Annotated in this window: 14 protein-coding genes and 1 pseudogene; 8 read left to right on the top strand and 7 right to left on the bottom strand. The window is 65.9% G+C overall.

Features of this window, described 5'->3' with window-relative positions:
* Positions 1-819 precede the first annotated feature (819 nt).
* A pseudogene (locus tag DESTE_RS18660) lies at positions 820-900 on the top strand (hypothetical protein); the annotation flags it as partial.
* A gap of 297 nt (positions 901-1197) precedes the next feature.
* Positions 1198-2208, top strand: coding sequence for a methyl-accepting chemotaxis protein (locus DESTE_RS18665; protein ID WP_425411705.1), 1011 nt, complete (start codon positions 1198-1200; stop codon positions 2206-2208).
* 332 nt (positions 2209-2540) lie between these two features.
* Here DESTE_RS18665 and DESTE_RS05945 read toward each other — a convergent pair whose 3' ends face one another.
* Positions 2541-4688, bottom strand: coding sequence for a monovalent cation:proton antiporter family protein (locus DESTE_RS05945; RefSeq protein ID WP_035065994.1), 2148 nt, complete (start codon positions 4686-4688; stop codon positions 2541-2543).
* A 236-nt stretch (positions 4689-4924) separates the two neighbouring features.
* The gene (locus DESTE_RS05950) at positions 4925-5476 is read right to left on the bottom strand and encodes a hypothetical protein (protein WP_035065997.1); all 552 of its coding nucleotides are present in this window, start codon (positions 5474-5476) and stop codon (positions 4925-4927) included.
* Positions 5477-6222: 746 nt separating this feature from the next.
* Between DESTE_RS05950 and DESTE_RS05955 the strand changes: the two genes are divergently transcribed.
* On the top strand, positions 6223-6900 hold the full coding sequence (locus tag DESTE_RS05955) for an IS1595 family transposase (RefSeq protein WP_035066000.1): 678 nt from the start codon (positions 6223-6225) through the stop codon (positions 6898-6900).
* Positions 6901-7074: 174 nt separating this feature from the next.
* On the opposite strand, the gene DESTE_RS05960 is transcribed toward DESTE_RS05955, so the two are convergent.
* Positions 7075-7656 (bottom strand): hypothetical protein, encoded by a 582-nt coding sequence (locus tag DESTE_RS05960; RefSeq protein ID WP_035066003.1) that lies wholly within the window; start codon positions 7654-7656, stop codon positions 7075-7077.
* A 1273-nt stretch (positions 7657-8929) separates the two neighbouring features.
* Here DESTE_RS05960 and DESTE_RS05965 point away from each other — a divergent pair.
* On the top strand, positions 8930-10363 hold the full coding sequence (locus DESTE_RS05965) for a D-alanyl-D-alanine carboxypeptidase family protein (protein ID WP_035066006.1): 1434 nt from the start codon (positions 8930-8932) through the stop codon (positions 10361-10363).
* Positions 10364-10489: 126 nt separating this feature from the next.
* Here DESTE_RS05965 and queD read toward each other — a convergent pair whose 3' ends face one another.
* From queD to queC, 3 genes are all read right to left on the bottom strand, one after another.
* Positions 10490-10858 (bottom strand): 6-carboxytetrahydropterin synthase QueD, encoded by a 369-nt coding sequence (gene queD / locus DESTE_RS05970; RefSeq protein ID WP_035066010.1) that lies wholly within the window; start codon positions 10856-10858, stop codon positions 10490-10492.
* A gap of 193 nt (positions 10859-11051) precedes the next feature.
* Positions 11052-11738 (bottom strand): 7-carboxy-7-deazaguanine synthase, encoded by a 687-nt coding sequence (gene queE, locus DESTE_RS05975; RefSeq protein ID WP_035066013.1) that lies wholly within the window; start codon positions 11736-11738, stop codon positions 11052-11054.
* Positions 11738-12457 (bottom strand): 7-cyano-7-deazaguanine synthase QueC, encoded by a 720-nt coding sequence (queC, locus tag DESTE_RS05980; RefSeq protein ID WP_035066016.1) that lies wholly within the window; start codon positions 12455-12457, stop codon positions 11738-11740. Before queC ends, queE begins: the two co-directional genes overlap by 1 nt.
* Positions 12458-13167: 710 nt before the next feature.
* Between queC and DESTE_RS05985 the strand changes: the two genes are divergently transcribed.
* The 3 genes from DESTE_RS05985 to DESTE_RS05995 all read left to right on the top strand — a co-directional run bounded on the left by DESTE_RS05985 (position 13168) and on the right by DESTE_RS05995 (position 15934).
* On the top strand, positions 13168-14346 hold the full coding sequence (locus DESTE_RS05985) for an FAD-dependent oxidoreductase (RefSeq protein ID WP_035066018.1): 1179 nt from the start codon (positions 13168-13170) through the stop codon (positions 14344-14346).
* A 4-nt stretch (positions 14347-14350) separates the two neighbouring features.
* Positions 14351-15220: a succinate dehydrogenase/fumarate reductase iron-sulfur subunit gene (locus DESTE_RS05990; RefSeq protein ID WP_084559373.1), complete on the top strand. Its 870-nt coding sequence runs from the start codon at positions 14351-14353 to the stop codon at positions 15218-15220.
* Positions 15221-15418: 198 nt separating this feature from the next.
* Positions 15419-15934 (top strand): YbaK/EbsC family protein, encoded by a 516-nt coding sequence (locus tag DESTE_RS05995; protein WP_035066021.1) that lies wholly within the window; start codon positions 15419-15421, stop codon positions 15932-15934.
* 67 nt (positions 15935-16001) lie between these two features.
* On the opposite strand, the gene DESTE_RS06000 is transcribed toward DESTE_RS05995, so the two are convergent.
* Positions 16002-16697: a LuxR C-terminal-related transcriptional regulator gene (locus tag DESTE_RS06000; RefSeq protein WP_035066024.1), complete on the bottom strand. Its 696-nt coding sequence runs from the start codon at positions 16695-16697 to the stop codon at positions 16002-16004.
* 304 nt (positions 16698-17001) lie between these two features.
* Between DESTE_RS06000 and DESTE_RS06005 the strand changes: the two genes are divergently transcribed.
* Positions 17002-17268, top strand: a complete 267-nt coding sequence (locus DESTE_RS06005; protein ID WP_035066027.1) for a phage regulatory CII family protein — start codon at positions 17002-17004, stop codon at positions 17266-17268.
* Positions 17269-17448 lie beyond the last annotated feature (180 nt).

Below are 17448 nucleotides of genomic sequence, written 5' to 3' on the forward strand. Positions count from 1 at the left end.
GAACCAGCCGACCTCATCTGCGGCTACGTGGACAACCACCTGAAATTTCACCCGGCCTTCCGCGACTTTGCCCAGCGGTTCGGCTATGCCGACGTGCTGCTGCTGGCCCCGGAAACCGGGCGGGTGCTCTATTCGGTGCGCAAGAACCTCGATTTTGCCCAGCGCGTCTCCGATGGCCCCTTCTCCAAATCCGGCCTTGCCGCCGTGTTCCGCACCGCCGACGCCGCAGGCAAGGCGGGCCGCGCGGGCGAGGTGGCCCACAGCGACTTTGCCCCCTACGAGCCTGCGGGCAACGCCCCGCGCGCCTTCGTCGCCACTCCGGTATTCGATGGCGGCAAGGGCGGCAAGTACGTGGCGGTGCTGGCCTTCAGCCTGCCTGCGGCAAAACTGAACAGCCTGATGCTGTCCGGCGGGCGGTTCGAAGCCTTCGGCCTTGGCAAGACCGGCGAAACCTATCTGGTGGGTCCGGACGGGCTGCTGCGCACCTCGCTGCGCACCTCGCCCGACGAACTGGACGTGCTGCGCGACAAGGTGAATACCGACGCCGTACGCGCCGCGCTGGAAGGCAATACCGGCCAGGCCCTGACCACCGACCCGCGCGGGCGCGCCGTGCTGGCTGCATGGCAGCCGGTGCAGGTGCTGGGTACCCGCTGGGCGCTGGTGGCCCAGATGGACTCTGCCGAGGCGCTTGCCGCCAGTGCCGAGGTGGAAAGCATGACCTCGGCCATCGGCTCCCGCATGGCCGGGGCCGCCGTCATCGCGCTGGGGGTGTTCCTGGCCGCCGCCTGCGCCGTGGCCTTCCGCATCGTGGCGCGCATCATGACCCCCATCGACCGCCTTGGAACCTATGCCGAGGCCGTGGCCGGGGGCGACTTCAACGCGGTCATCGACGGCAGCTTTCCTGCGGAACTGGACGCCCTGCGCGGTTCCATCCGCAACATGGTGGCCCGGCTGAAAGACCGCCTGGGCTTTGCACAGGGCATTCTGGACGCCATTTCGCGCACCTTCCCGTGCATGACGCTGGACAACGCGGGCCGCATCACCTTCGTGGGGCAAATCCTGCTGGATCTGGCGGGCAAGCCTGGCAAACCCGCCGACTACCACGGCCAGCGGGTGGGCGAATTCTTCTTTGGCGATGCCAGCCGCCGCACCCGTTCGGACGAGGCGCTGGAAACCCGCACCCGCGTGGAAGGCGAAATGACCGTGGCCGGCGACGGCGGTGAACACATCCTGCAGGTGAACGCCAACCCGGTGTTCGACCTGGACAACAACCAGACCGGGGCCTTCACCCTGTATTTCGACCTGACCACCATCCGGCGGCAGGAGGCGGACATTCGCGCCAAGAACGAGAAGATCGCCGCCGTTGCCGCCCAGGCCGTGGGCATTGCCCGCGAGGTGGCGGCATCTGCCGGGGTGCTGGCCACCCAGGTGGAGGAGGCGGCGGGCGGGGCGCGCATGCAGTCGGCCCGCGCCACCGAAACCGCCGCCGCCATGGACGAGATGAACGCCGCATCCACCGACGTGGCCCGCAACGCGGCGGAAGCAGCCGACAGCGCGTCCGAGGCGCGCACCCGCGCCGCCGAAGGGGCCGGGTCGGTGACGCGGCTGGTGGACGCCATCAGCGCCATCCGGACCCGCACCGAGGAACTGGAATCGTTCATGGGCGACCTTGGCCAGCGCACCGACGCGGTGGGCAGCGTGCTGGGCGTCATCAGCGACATTGCCGACCAGACCAACCTGCTGGCCCTGAACGCGGCCATCGAGGCGGCACGCGCCGGTGACGCCGGGCGCGGCTTTGCCGTGGTGGCCGACGAAGTACGCAAGCTGGCCGAAAAGACCATGCAGGCCACCCACGAGGTGGGCAACGCCATCCGGGCCATTCAGGACGGTGCGGCGCGGTCCATCGACGGCGCCCGGCAGGCGGGCGAGGCGGTGCGCGAATCGGTGGGGCTGGCCCGCGAATCGGGCGACACCCTGGACCGCATCGTGACCATCGTCACCGGCACCGCCGACCAGGTGGGTTCCATCGCCACCGCCGCCGAGCAGCAGTCCGCCGCCAGCGAACAGGTGGGCCGCGCCGTGGGCGAGGTGAATCAGGTGGCCGCCCGCACCGCCGAGGGCATGGAGCGGGCCGAGTCGGCCATTTCCGGCCTTGCCGCGCAGGCCGAGGAGTTGCAGCGGCTCATCTCCGCCCTGCGCGAGGGATAGCCGCCAAAGTGTCTTTTTGCCCGTTGGCGGCGTCAAACGCCACCTGCCATGGCTTTGCTGTCCTTATCCGTAAGACTCGCGCTGCGCGCTCGCCTAACGGCTAAGGCTCGGTCGAATACGAAAGAGCGCGCTGCGGTCCTCATCCGTAAGGCTCGCAGACTCGCCAAACGGCTGAGGCATACTCCCTTATGGCAGGCTCGTTTTCCTTGCCAACGGGCAAAAATCCTACTTTGGCGGACCCTCCTGCGCCTTGGCCTTTCGATAATATTCCGCACACAACAGCCCCCGCGAAGAGCTTCTTCGCGGGGGCTGTCTTTTCAGTACGTCATGAATCAGGCCGTTTCACCGGGCGTTGTCCCGCCCGATGCAGCAGAGCCGCCCGGCGTCTCACCTGCGCCGTCCATTGGTCCGGAACCATCGGCCAGCGTGGCTTCCAGCCCAGGCCCCTGCTCCTCTTCGCCCGTGTCCCAGGCCCGCCGTCGCGCCGCGAACAGTCCGGCCTTGGCCGCAATGTCCGCATGCGGGCCGAACACGTAGGTAACGTCGCCGGCCATCAGGCGCAGGGTGCCGTCCGGGTTGGGCAGCACGTCCTCGCCACGCTTCACCGCCACCAGGGTCAGCCCGTGCAGGCGGCGCAGGTCGGCCTGTTGCAGGGTCATGCCGTCCAGCATGCTGCCGGGCTCCACGGTCATGGCGCTCAGGTCGAAATCGGTGAAGTAGGTGGACAACGCAGCCAGCGGCTCGGTGCGGATGTCCACCTGGCGCAGCATGTCATAGCTTTCGGTGCGCACTTCCTCCACAAACCGTTCTATCTCGGCGCGGGGCACAAGATAGCGGCTCATGACCCGGGTGAAGATTTCCACCGAGGTCTCGAACTCCTCGGGAATCACGTCGTTGGCCCCAAGGTCGCGCAGCGCCGCAATTTCGCTGATGAACCGGGTGCGCACCACGATGTGCAGCGAAGGGTTCAGCTTGCGGGCCGTGTCGGTGATGCTGCGCACGGCTGCCGGGTCGGAAATGACGATGGCCAGCACCCGCGCAGCGCACGCTCCCGCGTGTTCCAGTACCGCGATGTGCGAGGCGTCGCCATAGGCGATGGGTTCACCCTTGGCCGCAAAGGTGCGCACCGTGTCCGGGTTCATCTCCAGGATGGTGTAGTCGATGCCAGCGGCCTTGGCCGCGCGGGCCAGGTGCCGCCCGCCGATGCCGAAGCCCACGATGACCAGGTGGTTGGTCAGGTCCATGCCGCAGTGCGCGCCGCCCGCCTCTTCCGCCGCCGCGTCCTCGCCGCGCCGGGCCAGACGCGCCCCGGCGGGCAGCAGGCGCACGGCTACGTCGGCCATGCGCGGGGCTCCGGCGATGAGGAACGGCGTCAGCGCCATGGTCATGATGCTGGCGGCCAGAAACAGCTGGTACTCGTTACGGTCGAACAACCCGTACGAAACCCCGGCCTTGGCCAGCACGAACGAGAATTCCCCCACCTGGCACAGGGCCAGGCCCACCATCAGCGCGGGGCGCAAGGGGTAGCCCAGCATCAGGGTAGCGCCGCCGCCCAGCAGGCACTTTACCGCCAGCACGGAAAGGGTCACCCCGATGACCAGCGGCAAATGGTCGATGACAAAGCCAAGGTCCAGCAACATGCCCACGGAGATGAAGAACAGGCTGGTGAACACGTCGCGGAAGGGCATGATGCCCTCCAGCGCGCTATGGCTGTACTCCGATTCGGCCATGATCAGCCCCGCCAGGAACGCGCCCAGCGACAGCGAAAGGCCCATGGACGAGGTAAGCAGCGCAATGGCCAGACAGAAGGCCAGGGTGGAAACCAGAAAGACTTCGCGGTTGCGGGTGCGCACGATGCGGTGCAGCAGCGCGGGCACCAGTTTGCGCGACAGCAGGAACACCAGCAAAATGATGCCTGCTCCCTTGGCCATGGTGAACAGCAGAGAAGGCCCGGCCTCGCCGCCCTTGCCCGCCAGAAACGGCACCAGCAGCATCATGGGCACGATGACCAGGTCCTGAAAGATCAGGATGGACAAGGAGATGCGCCCGTGCGGACTGTCCATCTGGGCACGTTCCTGCAACAGCTTGAGCACGATGGCCGTGGACGACAGCGCGGCCAGAAAGCCGATGAACGCCGCCGTGCCGTGCGGCAGGCCCAGCAGTTCCGCCCCGCCCGCAAAGGCCAGGATGGTCAGCGCCACCTGCGCCAGCCCACCCAGGAACACCGGCTTGCGCAACCGCATCAGTTCGCCCAGCGAAAGTTCCAGCCCGATGGTGAACAGCAGCAGCACCACGCCCACCTCGGCCATGATCTCGACCTCGTGCGCGGCCTTTACCAGTCCCAGGCCGTGCGGCCCGGCCACCACGCCGGTCAGCAGAAAGCCGACGATGGCGGGCACCTTCACATAGTGGCACAAATAGATGACAGCCACCGAAAGGCTGAAGATGACCACGAATTCCTTAAGCAGAGGCAGTTCCATCGTACCTTCCATGCAATGCGGGATGTTGCGGCGCAAGTGGGCCTGATGCGTGCCGCTCGGGCGGCGTGTGTGCGGCGGGCGGGGGCCCGTTGGTTGCCCATAGTGGCATGCCCGCGAGGCCCCTTGCAAGTCCGCCCCCGCGCCTGTCCGTTGAACCGGCAACAGAAAAGGGGGAAGCCTGCGGCTCCCCCCTGACGGTCACTGTGCGCCCGAAGGCGTTGGTGGCGTGGCGCCCGTTACGCGGCGCGAGCCACACGGCGAAGCTGGTCGAGGTCCAGCACCACCGGGTCGATGAGGGTAAAGCCGCCAGGGTTGCCCCACGCGAAGTCGTCGGCACACAGTGTGTCGTAGCGCACTTCGTCGATGGCGCGCATGGTGCTGCCCAGCACCGGACCGAAGTCGGTGATGCAGGTCATGAAGCGAGCGGCATCGAAGCTTTCAACGTTGCTCCAGGTCCAGGTGTAGCTGCACACTTCTTCGGCAAAGCCCATAACCGCCAGGTACTTGGCCTTGCTGTCAAGGTACAGGTTGCTCATGCTGGTGGACACGTTGCCAAGCAGTGCGCCCATGTCGAAGGTCTGTTCGGACCCGTCGAGGGAGAGCTGCACCGTGGTGTCGGCCTCGATGCGCATGCCGAAATTGCGGGTGTTGCCGCGCCGCCAGAAGTCCATGTACTTCTCGGCGTAGATCTTGCGCCCCTTGGCACGAATGGCCAGCGCCGTACGCGGCGAAACGGGGTGCAGGGCCAGGTCGCAGCTTCTGCCGGTGATGGTAAGGGTAACGTTCATGATCGGACTCCATTTCGTTGCCGACGCGCCCTCTCGGTTTCCGGCTGCATCCGGTGCGGCTGCCCGGATGCCGTGCGATCCCTCCGTGAGATCGCATGTGGGGTGGGCCCGTCCGCCGTCCCGTGGGACTGCGTGCCGCCTGTGCCCCGCGCCGCTCTTGCGCATCGCGTCGTCACCGTGCCCGAACACCTACCGCCACCCCGCTCCCGCCGGTCTGCCCGCGTCAACGCTGGGCAATTCCGGCCTGCCCGGCACGGCAACCGTGTCTGGGCCGCCACCTTCATCGTGATGAACGGGCAGGTTCCGATGAAGGGGCAAGACTGGGGTCGCTTGTACTGGTTGTTCACACAGCAACGACGAGCCCAAACTGCCTCTTGTCCCGCTGTTTGTCAACTCAACCTATCGGAAAACCCGGTGCTCACATCACCCAAACGAGTGCGCACCGCATCCGCATGAAGCAGGATATCTATGCTATATTAAATAATATTTCTGCGTGCCCCGTGTTCCCTTCAAACACCGGGAGCACCCTGTCGTGCATTGGTCGAACAACCCATTCTTCACGAAACTCCACAGGTTATCGCGGCCTTTTGGCGTGTATTGTGATTTTTTTCATTTATAAAAAAATATAGTGAGCTCTCACGCTTTTTTCAGGCGTGCGTCAGACAAAAGGACTCTGCGCCCCATGCCGGGATACCTGAAAAAAGAAGGCTCTAGACCATCAGGTTAAGCCCTGATAGGCTAGTATCATGTTTAAAAACAGCAAATTAAGCCGATATAAAGCCGGAAAAATTGCTGAATGCTTTTGCATCGATATTGATGCCACCAAAACTGCCTTGCTCCTGAAGCTCAATCGGAAGACCGTGAACAGGTATTTTCTGGCATTCAGGACGCTGATTTACGATCACCAGACATCCCAAAAAGAGAAAATCCTAGGGGTTGTTGAGGTTGACGAAAGCTTTTTCGGTCCCGCCAGGGTCAGAGGACGCCCTGGCCCCAGAAAGCGAGGAAGAGGCACGCTCAAGCAGCCAGTGTTTGGGATCTACGAGCGAAACGGCTCCGTATATACCGAACTGGTGCCGGACTGCTCAGCCAAGTCGCTTCAGGCGATTATCCGGGGGAAGGTCGCCCTTGAAAGCGTCGTCCACTCCGATGGATGGCGAGGATACGAGGGCTTGGTTGACGTCGGGTATGACAAGCACTTTCGCGTCAACAAAGCCAAGCACTTCGTCGAGAATAACGTTCATATTAATGGGATAGAGGCTTTTTGGAGTTTCACCAAGCGCCGCCTCACGAAATTCAATGGGGTGAAAAGGAACTTTGAATTACACCTCAAAGAATGTGAATGGCGCTACAACAAGCCCCTGCCCCAGCTCATTGCCGAACTGAAGCGGCTGGTATCAAAAAACGAAGACCTGATGGTCTAGAGCCAAAAGAAAAGACGGGGCCCGCCGCTTACGGACGGCGGGCCCTGAGGGAGGGGGAGAGCGGAGGGTGTGGGGACCTCCGCTCTCGGGCAGGGAGGGGTAGGGCTACTACGGGTGCGGGTCTTACGATCAGTCGGGCGGGAATCCCAACCGGAAGTATCTGCCTGCGGCGCGTTACGCCGCCTTCTTGCTGTCACCGGCCTGTTCGGCCTCCACCTCGCGGCGCACGTCCGCAAGGTCGATGATCATCGGATCGATAAGGGTGAACCCGCTGGGGTTGCACCACGAATCGTCATCCGCCAGGTGGCCGTCGTAGAACACGTTGTCCACCACGTTATACCCCTGCGTCTTCATCACGCGGTCCCAGTTCAGCACCTGGAAACTGAGCTTGGCGGGGTCGAAATTCTTCACGTCGTGCCATATCCACTTGAAGGCACACCACTCGTCGTCATACCCCAGCACGGCAAGATACTTGGCCTTGCTGTTCAGATACATGCGTCGGCGGATGGTGGTCACGTCGCGGTAGAGCAGGTTTTCGTCCAGTTCGGTCTGGCGGCCATCCACGAACAGGCGGACCAGGCTGTCAGGACCGAGGCGCATGCCGAAGGTGCGGGTGTTCCCCTTGCGCCACCAGTTCATGTACTTTTCGGCGTATATTTCGCGCCCCTTGGAGCGGATGGCCTCGGCCGTCTGCGGCGAGACGGGGTGCAGTGCGAGGTCGCAACTCTGTCCGATGATTTCGAAGGTGATGTTCATGACGGTCCTCTCCGTTGGAGGTTTGCGCTCCGCGTTCACGCTTTCCGTTAAGACATCCATCCGGACCGACTCGGCGGTCTGACACGACGTCCTTGCCCAGCTACAGAGCACAGCCCGTGCCATTGCGTGACCGCGACGAAGGCGTCGCGCCTCAAAACAACACTTAATACACTGAAAATTAAAATAAATATTTTTATCACAAGCGATGGCCCAAAAACGGCCGCTTCGCGCAACCTTGCGCGGACTGACTGCTCAATCTTGCACGATTGCGCGATTAACTGACCAACCCGCGCGATATCCCCACAAGCGGCCAATTCCTTGCGCAATCAATCGCTGCCGCGCTTTATGGCATCATCCTGCTGATATAACATATATTTCACCAGAAAATACCCGTCGCCCGGCAAATGCGCCTGCGGTGCCAGCCATCCCCATGGAGAGCACACGCTCTCCGACCGTGTGCTGTGCCCGGCACTTCCCCACCGCTGCGGGCGCTGTTCATCGCCGCACCCCGCACCTGCGCAAAAAGGACGGTCCATACTGCATGACAGCTGGCTGGGCATGCATCACTACGCACCACCACTGCGGCGTGGCAGATGGATTGCGCCGAGCGGTCAATCGGAGCAGAAACACTGCGCCTGCCCGGCAACCCAATACCAGCGCGGGCTGCCAGCCATTCTCTCGCACACGGCAAACTCTAGAAAATATTCAACATGCCGAAATTCTGCCCACCCTTCGCCCGACAAGCCATACATGCAACACCCCCTTGCTGGCGTGCAACGTCAACTCGCAAGGGTACCGTGTTCACGTTCAGGCAAGGCCTGCAATTCCATTTTCACCACCACGGAACCCGTCCGGATATTCCCGGCGCTGAAAACACGTGCAATTTTCTGCGCATTCGACAGAGAATGCTTGTCATGCCTCGGCCTCTACAGTAATGCTTGTTGCGGAGACAGGAGTGTGGCCAGTCCGACTTGGGTGTGGCCCCCTGTCACGTGCGCCACGAGCGCCACACAGTGAAAGCGGCAGGGCGCCATCGGCATCCGGAAGCAGGGCGGGAAGCGCCCTCATTCCGCCATGCCTTGCCGCGCATTCCTCAAGCCGGATTGGCATCCAGCCACGGCCCGGAGGCCGGTAAAGCTACCGGAGTTCGACGCCGGGCCGATTCATGGCAAGGCCATACCGGCAACGCATCGCAAAGGGGGCGCGCATGGCGCGCTGCCGACACACCGATTTCCCGGCCCGGAGCGGCCGGCTCGGAAAGACGAGACAGCGCATGCGCATGCACCGCACCGTTCCCGGCCATACGGCCCTTCCCCTCCGGTTCATCCCCCCGGCCTGCCCGACTAACTCTACCTGCCCGACAGGCCCGGCCCACCCGTATGGCATTGTCCTTCTGGTGCTGGCGGTTGCCATGCTGCTCGCCGCGCCCATGGCACACGCTTCCACGCACGAATCACTTGATGTGCGTTCCGCCATGCTGCTGGACATGAGCACAGGCCGCATCCTTTACGAACAGAACGCCGACGAGCCCATCCCCCCGGCATCGCTCACCAAGGTGCTGTCCATGTACGTGGCCCTGGACCAGGTGCGCGCGGGCAAGGCGTCCCTCAAGGACACCGTCAAGGTCAGCCGCCGCGCCTTCTCCACGGGCGGGTCGCGCATGTTCCTGAAACAGGGCGAAACCCTGACCCTGGACGACCTGCTGGAAGGCATGGCCGTTTCCTCCGGTAACGACGCCAGCGTTGCCACCGCCGAATACATCGGCGGCAACGTGAACAACTTCGTCCAGATGATGAACGCCAAGACCAAGGCGCTGGGCATGAAGAACAGCGTGTTCCGCAACCCGCACGGCCTGCCCGCCGCCGGGCAGCACACCACCGCGCGCGACATGCTTGCACTCTCCCGCTCCTACCTTGCCCAGTATCCGGAAGCCCTGCGCTACCACTCCACCAAGTTCATCAAGCACAACAAGGTCATCACCACCAACAAGAACCCCCTGCTGGGCAACTGCGAAGGGGCGGACGGCCTCAAGACGGGGTGGGTGTTCGCTTCCGGCTACAACATCATCTCCACGGTCAGGCGCGGCAAGACCCGGCTGCTGGCCGTGGTTCTGGGCGCGGAAACCACCCAGGCCCGCGCCCAGGAAGTGAACCGGCTGGTGGAGGCGGGCTTCCGCTCCGTGGCCGGGGGAGGCAAGAACGTCTCCACGCTGCTGGCGGGCATGAAGCCCGCCGACTACGCCCTGAACCTGCACAAGACCAACAGCGAAGCCTACGCCGAACTGCGCAAGTCATCCAAATCCGCCCGCTCCGCCCAAGCGGCCAAATCCACAAAGTCTGCAAAATCGCGCAAGACATCTGTGGCCGCCGCCAAGACGTCGGAAGACGCCAAGACAGCCCCTGTGCAGAAGAAGTCCAAAAAGAAGAAGGCGACCGCCACGGCGAAAAAGGACGCCCCCGCCAAGACCGCGCAAAAGTCCACCCCCAAGGCCTCCGCGTCCAAATCGGCCAAGGCATCCGGGGCCAAGGCCAGTGCCCAGGCCCAGGCGAAACAGCCCGAGCGCAAGGCCGTGGCCAAGGCGGAAGACCAGGAGCCTGCCCCCAAGGCCGCCAGGAAAAAGTCCTCTTCCACCAAATCCACGGCGGACAAGACGCCTGCCTCCGGCAAAAAGGCCGCCCCGCGCGAGGTGGCCGACAAGCAGGGTTGATGCCCGCCAGCTTCCGCACAATGCCAGACGCAAGAAGGGGCACCCCACGGGGCGCCCCTTCTTGCGTTCATCCTTTTGGTTCAGACAGCTGCCTCCGGCCCGGCAGCTGCCTTCGAGCCGGCGGGGCTACCCGGCCCTGCCATCCCCTTCATACACCGCTCCGGAAGTGGGGCTTTCGCGCACCACCAGACGGCACAATTGCGGCAGGCCAGGCTTCAGTTCGCGCCACAACCAGCGGGCAATGCATTCGCTGGTGGGGTTTTCCAGCCCGGGAATGTCATTGAGATAGGCGTGGTCCAACCGGTCAATGACCGGCTTCGCCAGCCGCTTCAGGTCGCCGAAATCCATCACCCAGCCTGTCTCGCCGCCCACGGGGCCGCGCGCGTGCACTTCCACGGTAAAGGTGTGTCCGTGCAGGTTGCCGCACTTATGCCCCTGCGGCACGCACGGCAGCCGGTGTGCCGCGTCGAAGGTAAGCGTAACGAAGATGTCCATCCGTCCTGCCTGTATGCCGGCCGTGCGGGCACGGCGGCCTGTGTGTCAGCCGTGCGGGCACGGCGTGGTATCTAGATGATGCTGCCCGGCACGTCCGGATCACACCCGGAACAGGTCAGGGGCATGTCAGGATCAGGCCCGGACCGCGCGGAGCGCCGAGTGTCTGGGGCTATCGCACCATGTTGTACGGCGTCTAGCGGATGCCCAGAAACTTGTGCGTCTGCAACCCCAGCCGCCAGCGCGGATGTTCCAGACAATAGCGCACGCAGGCGGCGACATGGTCCGCACCGCTGGCATTGCCGCCTGCCCCACATGTCGCGTCGTCGCGCGGTTGCAGGATGAAGTGGCCGAAGTCCAGCCCCGCGAAATCGGCAGGGTCCACACCGTGCTGCGGCCAGACCAGCTTCAGTTCATCACCCTGCGTCACGGCAAGGCGCGTGCCCGCCTTGGGGCTGACGGTCACCCAGTCCAGCCCGGCGGGCAGGGGCAGGGTGCCGTTGGTCTCCACCCCGCACCGGCAGCCGCGCGCGTGCAGCACGTCCAGCAGTTCCGGCGTCAGTTGCAGGGCCGGCTCGCCACCGGTAAACACCACATAGGGCCGCCAACCGTCCCCGTCCAGTGGGTCCAGCGGGTCCAGTGGGTACGGAAAGGCGGCAAGAATGGCGGCGGCCAGCGCCTGCGCATCCTCGAACGCCCCACCGCCGGGGCCGTCGGTGCCCGTGAAGTCGGTATCGCAGAAGCGGCACGCGGCATCCGGCCTGTCCTGTTCGCGCCCGGTCCACAGGTTGCAGCCGGAAAAACGGCAGAACACGGCGGCGCGCCCGGCGTGCATGCCCTCGCCTTGCAGCGAGTGAAAGATTTCCTTGACCCGATAGCCCATCAGCACCCGCCGCCGGAACAACTGCGCAGGTAGTCTGCCCAACCCTGGCGGCGCAGTTCGCAGGCCGGGCAGTCACCGCAGCCATAGCCCCACGAATGACGGGTGGTGCGCACCCCGTTGTAGCAGGTATGGGTGTGCTCCAGCACCACCTCCACAAAGGCGTCGCCGCCCACCTGCCGGGCCAGATCCCATGTGGCGCCCTTGGTCAGCCACATCAGCGGGGTGTGCAGCACGAAACGTGACTGCATGCCCAGGTTCAGCGCCACCTGCATGGCCTTGATGGTGTCGTCGCGGCAGTCGGGGTAGCCGGAATAGTCGGTCTCGCACACGCCGATGATGATGTGCCGGATGCCCTGCCGATAGGCATGGGCCGCCGCCGCCGTCAGGAACACCAGGTTGCGCCCCGGCACGAAGGTGGTGGGCAGCCCGTTGCGGCCCATCTCTATGGCCACGTCGTGGGTCAGCGCGGTGCTGCCCAGTTCGCGGAACAGGGCCAGTTCCACGGTGGTGTCGTCGGCCAGGCGTTCGTTCCAGCCGGGGGACAGGCGACGCACCTCGTCCATGAGGCGCAGGCGGCAGTCCATTTCCACGGTATGGCGCTGACCGTAATGAAAGCCGATGGTGGACACCCGGCCAAAGCGTTCCAGCGCCCAACCCAGGCACGTTGCGGAATCCTGCCCGCCGGACAGGACCACGAGGGCGGTTTCTTTGCTATGCATGGCGGCTCCTTGCGAAAGACGGGCAACCGGTTGCGCGAATGCGGGCGACGGACGGAGCGTGGGGCGCATGCTGGCCAGACAGCCAGATCGGGCCAGATCGGGCCGGGCCGTATCCCGGCGCCCCGGTCGGCGGCGCCCCCCGGCACCACCGCGCCGCTGCCGGACCGTCGCGTGGGAAGCACTCTGGCTACCTCGCCCGTCCCCGCTTGTAAAGCGCTGCCCGGCCCTGCCCCGTTCAGCCCAACTCTGCCCAGTTCCGAACAGTCCCGAACAGTCCCAACCAGTTCCGCTCATTCCCACCCGGCCTCGCCCAATGCCCGCGCCAGTGCATGGGCCCGTGTACGGTCCACGGGCCATACCTTGCTCCTCCGCCTCTGCCTCCACCTGTCTCCCCGTTCGCGCGCATCATGCCCCCCTGTCGGCACACCTCGCGACCGGGGCGGACCGAACCCGCTCCAGGACTGGGTTTTCGCCCAATCACCAGATTATTTCGCCAATCATGCCCACGCACTGTACCATCGGCCCGTATCCGTGCTAGGGGTATGCATGGTCCGGCGTCCAAGGGACGGCGTCAGAAGCGCGGGCGGGGGGCAAACCAGCACCGCACGCATGCCGGACCGCCGGACGCCCCTTCCGGCTTGCGCCCATTGCGGCGTGATCGGCAGATGTCGGCGTTACCGGCACGGCAGCATACCCACAGCGGAGCACGCATGGAACATATCGCCATCATCGGCGGGGGCGGCACGGCCGCGGCCCTTGCGCACGACCTGATTCTGCGCGGCTTTTCCGTGGCCATCTACGAACGGGGCGAATTTTTCAGCGGGGCCACGGGCCGCCACCACGGGCTGTTGCACAGCGGCGCCCGCTACGCGGTGCACGACCCCGAGGCCGCGCGCGAATGCATCGAGGAAAACATGATCCTGCGCCGTCTGGTCCCGCAGGCCATGGAGCAGAACGACGGGCTGTTCGTGGCGCTGGACGACGAGGACATGGCCTACCGCCAGCGGCTGAAGGATGCCTGCGCCGCCACGGGCATTCCCACGCGCGACTACACGCCCGAACAGGCCCGCAGGCTGGAACCCGGCCTGACCGATACGGTGCTGGCGGCCATGCAGGTGCCGGACGCCACCGTCGATGCGTGGCGACTGGCCCTGCCCTTTCTGGCTACGGCGCGCGCGGGCGGGGCCACGGTCCACAACTTCACCGAGGTCGTCGGCATTGACGTGCAGGGCGGCGCGGTACGCGGGCTGCGCCTGCGCAGCCTGGCCGAGGACGCCCACGGCACGCGGGGCCGCGAATGGTCCGCCCCCGCCGACATGGTGGTCAACGCCGCCGGGGCCTGGGCGGGCAAGGTGGCGGCGCTGGCCGGGGTGCACGTGCCCATCCAGCCGGGGCCGGGGGTGCTGGTGGCCATAGAGGGCCGGGTGACCAACATGGTCATCAACCGCATGCGCAAGGCCAGCGAAGGCGACATCATCGTGCCGCAGCGCCGCCTTTCGGTGCTGGGCACCTCCATGTGGCTCACCGACGACCCCGACCATCTGGACGTCCCGCCGGAGCATGTGCAGCGCATGGTGCGCCTGTGTTCGGAAATGGTGCCCGCCTGCGCTGGCGTCCCCATCCGTTCGGCATGGTCCGCCGCGCGCCCGCTCATCGGCAACGCCGGCGCGGCCCGCCCGCAGGAAATCAGCCGCACCTTCGACTGCTACGACCATGGCACGCGCGACAACGTGTCCGGCCTGCTGTCCATCATCGGCGGCAAGGGCATGACCCTGCGCGCCATGGCCGAAAAGACCGCCGACATCGTCTGCCGCCTCACCGGGCGCGACGCGCCCTGCCGCACGCGCGAAACGCCCCTGCTGCCCGCGCGGGCCTTCTACAGGAGATGACCCCATGAGCGACGCCGAAAAGACCGCGCCCGACGGCTCGTCCGCAGCGCCCGAATCCGGCCTCCAGCCCGCCCCCGCGCCGCAACAGGCGCGCACGCTCACGGTACGGGTGCAGCGCAGCGGCCCCGGCGGGGCCAACGCCCGCTTCGACGATTACCGGCTGTCGGTGCGGCCCGAGGATTCCGTGCTGGACGTGCTGGACCGCATCCGCGTGGAGACGGATCCCACGCTGGTCTACCGTCACTCGTGCCACCACTCCAGTTGCGGCACCTGCGCCATGCGCATCAACGGGCGAGAACGGCTGGCCTGCATCACCGGCATGCTGGCCCTGAACACCGACGTGGTGACCCTGGAACCCTTGCGCTCGCTGCCCGTGCTGGGCGACCTGATGGTGGACATGCGCCCCATGTTCGCCCACATCGAACCGGACTGGGGCTATGTGCGCCCGGTGGAAAAGGCCTCCACCGGGGTGCCGCACGGGGTGGCGCGCTACACCCGCCTGGAAAACTGTATCGAATGCGGGGCGTGCATGTCGGCCTGCCCGGTCAGCAACGGCACCGACGACATGCCCCCCACGGCGGCCCAGGCCACGCCGCACTCCACGCGCCAGTCCGCACATGACACGGGCGGGGCCGACGCGCACGAGCCTTCCCCCGAGTTCCTGTTCATGGGGCCAGCCCCGCTGGCCGCGCTGAACCGCGAACTGGCCCGCCACCCCGAACGGCGCGAGGAGTTGCTGCACATCGGCAAGGGCCCGCACGGCGAACGCCACTGCCGCCGCCATCTTGCGTGCAGCCGGGCCTGCCCCAGCGGAGTTTACCCGGCCAAGGACATCATGGACATCCGCATGATGCACGGGGGCGGCAAGGACTGATGCTGCATCCCGGGGCGGTCCGCAGGTCCGCCCCGGCCGCTTGGTCCTCCTGCCGCTTGCTCCCCGGCCTGTCGCAGCGCCCCTCCGCATGCCGCCGCAACGGAAAATGAGCAGGGCAAGCCCGGTACTCCCGGACTTGCCCTGCCCGTGTCCATGGGCTATCCCCCCATCAGGAAACATCTTCCGCAGGAGGGGTTCATGGACGACGCATTCCTTTCCCCCAGCGCACGCCGCGTGCAGGACTGGCTGGACCAGGCCGTGCGCGAGGCAGACGGCGGATACAGTGCTCCGCGCTTCGTGGTGCGCGAATTGCCCGATTCCACCCGCACCGCCCAGGAGGCGGCGGATGCCGTGGGCTGCACCGTGGCCCAGATCGCCAAGTCGCTGATCTTCAAGGGCAAGCAGAGCGGGCGCGGCTGGCTGATCATCACCAGCGGGGCCAACCGGGTGGACGAAAAGCGCGCCGCCGCGCTGGCGGGTGAACCGCTGGGCCGCGCCGACGCCGACTTCGTGCGCCAGGCCACCGGCTACGCCATCGGCGGCGTGCCCCCGGTGGCCCACGCCACTCCGGTGGGCTGCCTGATCGACGCGGACCTGCTGACCCTGCCGGACATCTGGGCGGCGGCAGGCACGCCGCACGCGGTGTTTCCCCTGACGCCGGGCGATCTGGTGCGCCTGACCGGCGGCACCGTGGGCCATGTGCGCAAGGAATAGCCACGTACCTCGGCCCTGACGGGCCGGGCACGAAAACGCGTGCGCCGCGCCCGGCTCGGCACCCGGCTCAGCCCAACCCCAATCGTTCGCCGCGCGGTCGTGGCCGCAGCGCAAAACCGCGCGCCTCGGCCCAGGCCCTGGCTTCGGCCTGCGAGTGCAGCGAAAGCTTGCGGAACAGGTTGGCACGGTGCTTTTCCACGGTCCTGTCACTGACCACCAGCAGCCCGGCGATTTCGCGGTTGCGGTATCCTTCGGCCACCAGATGCAGCACCTCGCGCTCGCGCGGGGTCAGCAGGGTCAGCGCATCACGCTTCTGTCCCGCAGGTTCCGCCTCGGCGGCGTTGCGCCTGTCGCGCAGCACCTCGCGCGCGGCCCAGGGCGACAGCCAGCCCCCACCCGCCAGCAACGCCCGCACCGCCAGCCGCACCTCGTCGGCACTGGCTTCCGGCAGCAGGTAACCGTCGGCCCCCGCCTCCAGCGCGGGGCGCAGCATGGCCGGGTCATCCCCGCCAATGGCCAGAACCCGTCGCCCCGGGTGGCGGCGCTTGAGCAACCGCATCACGCACACCCCATCCAGCAGGGGCAGCCCGCACTCGATGACGGCCAGATCCGCCCCCAACCGTTCGCATCCTTCCAGCGCGGCACGCCCGTCCGACGCCTCGCCGCACACGCGCACCCCCTCCAGCCCGCGCAGCAGCACCTTCAGCCCTTCGCGCATCAACGGCTGATGCGCGGCAATGAACACGTTGCGCTCACTTTCCATGCTGCCTTCTCGATGCCCCCGGTTCCTGCACCCCCGCTCGCCGCGCCCCACATCCGCGCCGTGCAGTGCTTTGCCGTCAAAAAGACGCCAAACCCCTACCGCATGAAGTGCTACCCTACATCAATTCAGAGGGACACTACCATGAAAATACCGTCACGCTCAACGCCCAAAATACCGTATCAGCAGGTTTACAACCCCGCGGCTTCATGGTTTCTGCGATACCATGGTCCAGTGCCCTCCGCGCGCCGTCAACGAACAGGTGGGGCGCGCCGGTTTCCACCACCGCAGGCAGGAGGTAGCGCCCATGCGCAGAAGCGTGACCAGCATCACCCAGAACGCCGTGCTTGGCGCGCGGCGGTCCAAGTGGGTTGCCCAGCAGATCGGCAAGCCCTATCCCACCATGATGCGCGAACTGAACCCGCACGACCACAGCGCCAAGCTGGGCGCGGATACCCTGCTGGAAATCATGCGGGTGACCCGCGACGTGGCCGCGCTGGAGTACATGGCCCAGGAAATGGGCTATCAACTCACTCCCAGCGCGGATGACGCCGTTGGCGGCAGGCTGCCCTGAGCGTACGGGCGGCCGCCCCCCCATGCGCAATGATGTGCAGCCGCCCGTGCCGTTCACGTCGGCATCCTTCCCCTTCCAGGCCCCGCTGCCGTGGCGGCCTTGGCTGGCCCGGTGGCCTTGACTGGCCTCGTCGGCCCCATGAAAAGGCGCAGCCCCGCATGCGGGCGCGCCCGTGTGCTG

The sequence above is a fragment of the Nitratidesulfovibrio termitidis HI1 genome (assembly GCF_000504305.1).
Lineage (GTDB): Bacteria > Desulfobacterota > Desulfovibrionia > Desulfovibrionales > Desulfovibrionaceae > Cupidesulfovibrio > Cupidesulfovibrio termitidis.

Excerpts from the sequence above, each read along its gene's own strand:
- DESTE_RS05945 (WP_035065994.1), bottom strand. The coding sequence starts at position 4,688 with ATGGAACTGCCTCTGCTTAAGGAATTCGTGGTCATCTTCAGCCTTTCG.
- DESTE_RS06005 (WP_035066027.1), top strand. The coding sequence starts at position 17,002 with ATGCGCAGAAGCGTGACCAGCATCACCCAGAACGCCGTGCTTGGCGCG.
- queD (WP_035066010.1), bottom strand. The coding sequence starts at position 10,858 with ATGGACATCTTCGTTACGCTTACCTTCGACGCGGCACACCGGCTGCCG.
- DESTE_RS05965 (WP_035066006.1), top strand. The coding sequence starts at position 8,930 with ATGCGCATGCACCGCACCGTTCCCGGCCATACGGCCCTTCCCCTCCGG.
- DESTE_RS05955 (WP_035066000.1), top strand. The coding sequence starts at position 6,223 with ATGTTTAAAAACAGCAAATTAAGCCGATATAAAGCCGGAAAAATTGCT.
- DESTE_RS18665 (WP_425411705.1), top strand. The coding sequence starts at position 1,198 with ATGACCGTGGCCGGCGACGGCGGTGAACACATCCTGCAGGTGAACGCC.
- DESTE_RS05995 (WP_035066021.1), top strand. The coding sequence starts at position 15,419 with ATGGACGACGCATTCCTTTCCCCCAGCGCACGCCGCGTGCAGGACTGG.
- DESTE_RS05960 (WP_035066003.1), bottom strand. The coding sequence starts at position 7,656 with ATGAACATCACCTTCGAAATCATCGGACAGAGTTGCGACCTCGCACTG.
- DESTE_RS05990 (WP_084559373.1), top strand. The coding sequence starts at position 14,351 with ATGAGCGACGCCGAAAAGACCGCGCCCGACGGCTCGTCCGCAGCGCCC.
- queC (WP_035066016.1), bottom strand. The coding sequence starts at position 12,457 with ATGCATAGCAAAGAAACCGCCCTCGTGGTCCTGTCCGGCGGGCAGGAT.
- DESTE_RS05985 (WP_035066018.1), top strand. The coding sequence starts at position 13,168 with ATGGAACATATCGCCATCATCGGCGGGGGCGGCACGGCCGCGGCCCTT.
- queE (WP_035066013.1), bottom strand. The coding sequence starts at position 11,738 with ATGGGCTATCGGGTCAAGGAAATCTTTCACTCGCTGCAAGGCGAGGGC.
- DESTE_RS06000 (WP_035066024.1), bottom strand. The coding sequence starts at position 16,697 with ATGGAAAGTGAGCGCAACGTGTTCATTGCCGCGCATCAGCCGTTGATG.
- DESTE_RS05950 (WP_035065997.1), bottom strand. The coding sequence starts at position 5,476 with ATGAACGTTACCCTTACCATCACCGGCAGAAGCTGCGACCTGGCCCTG.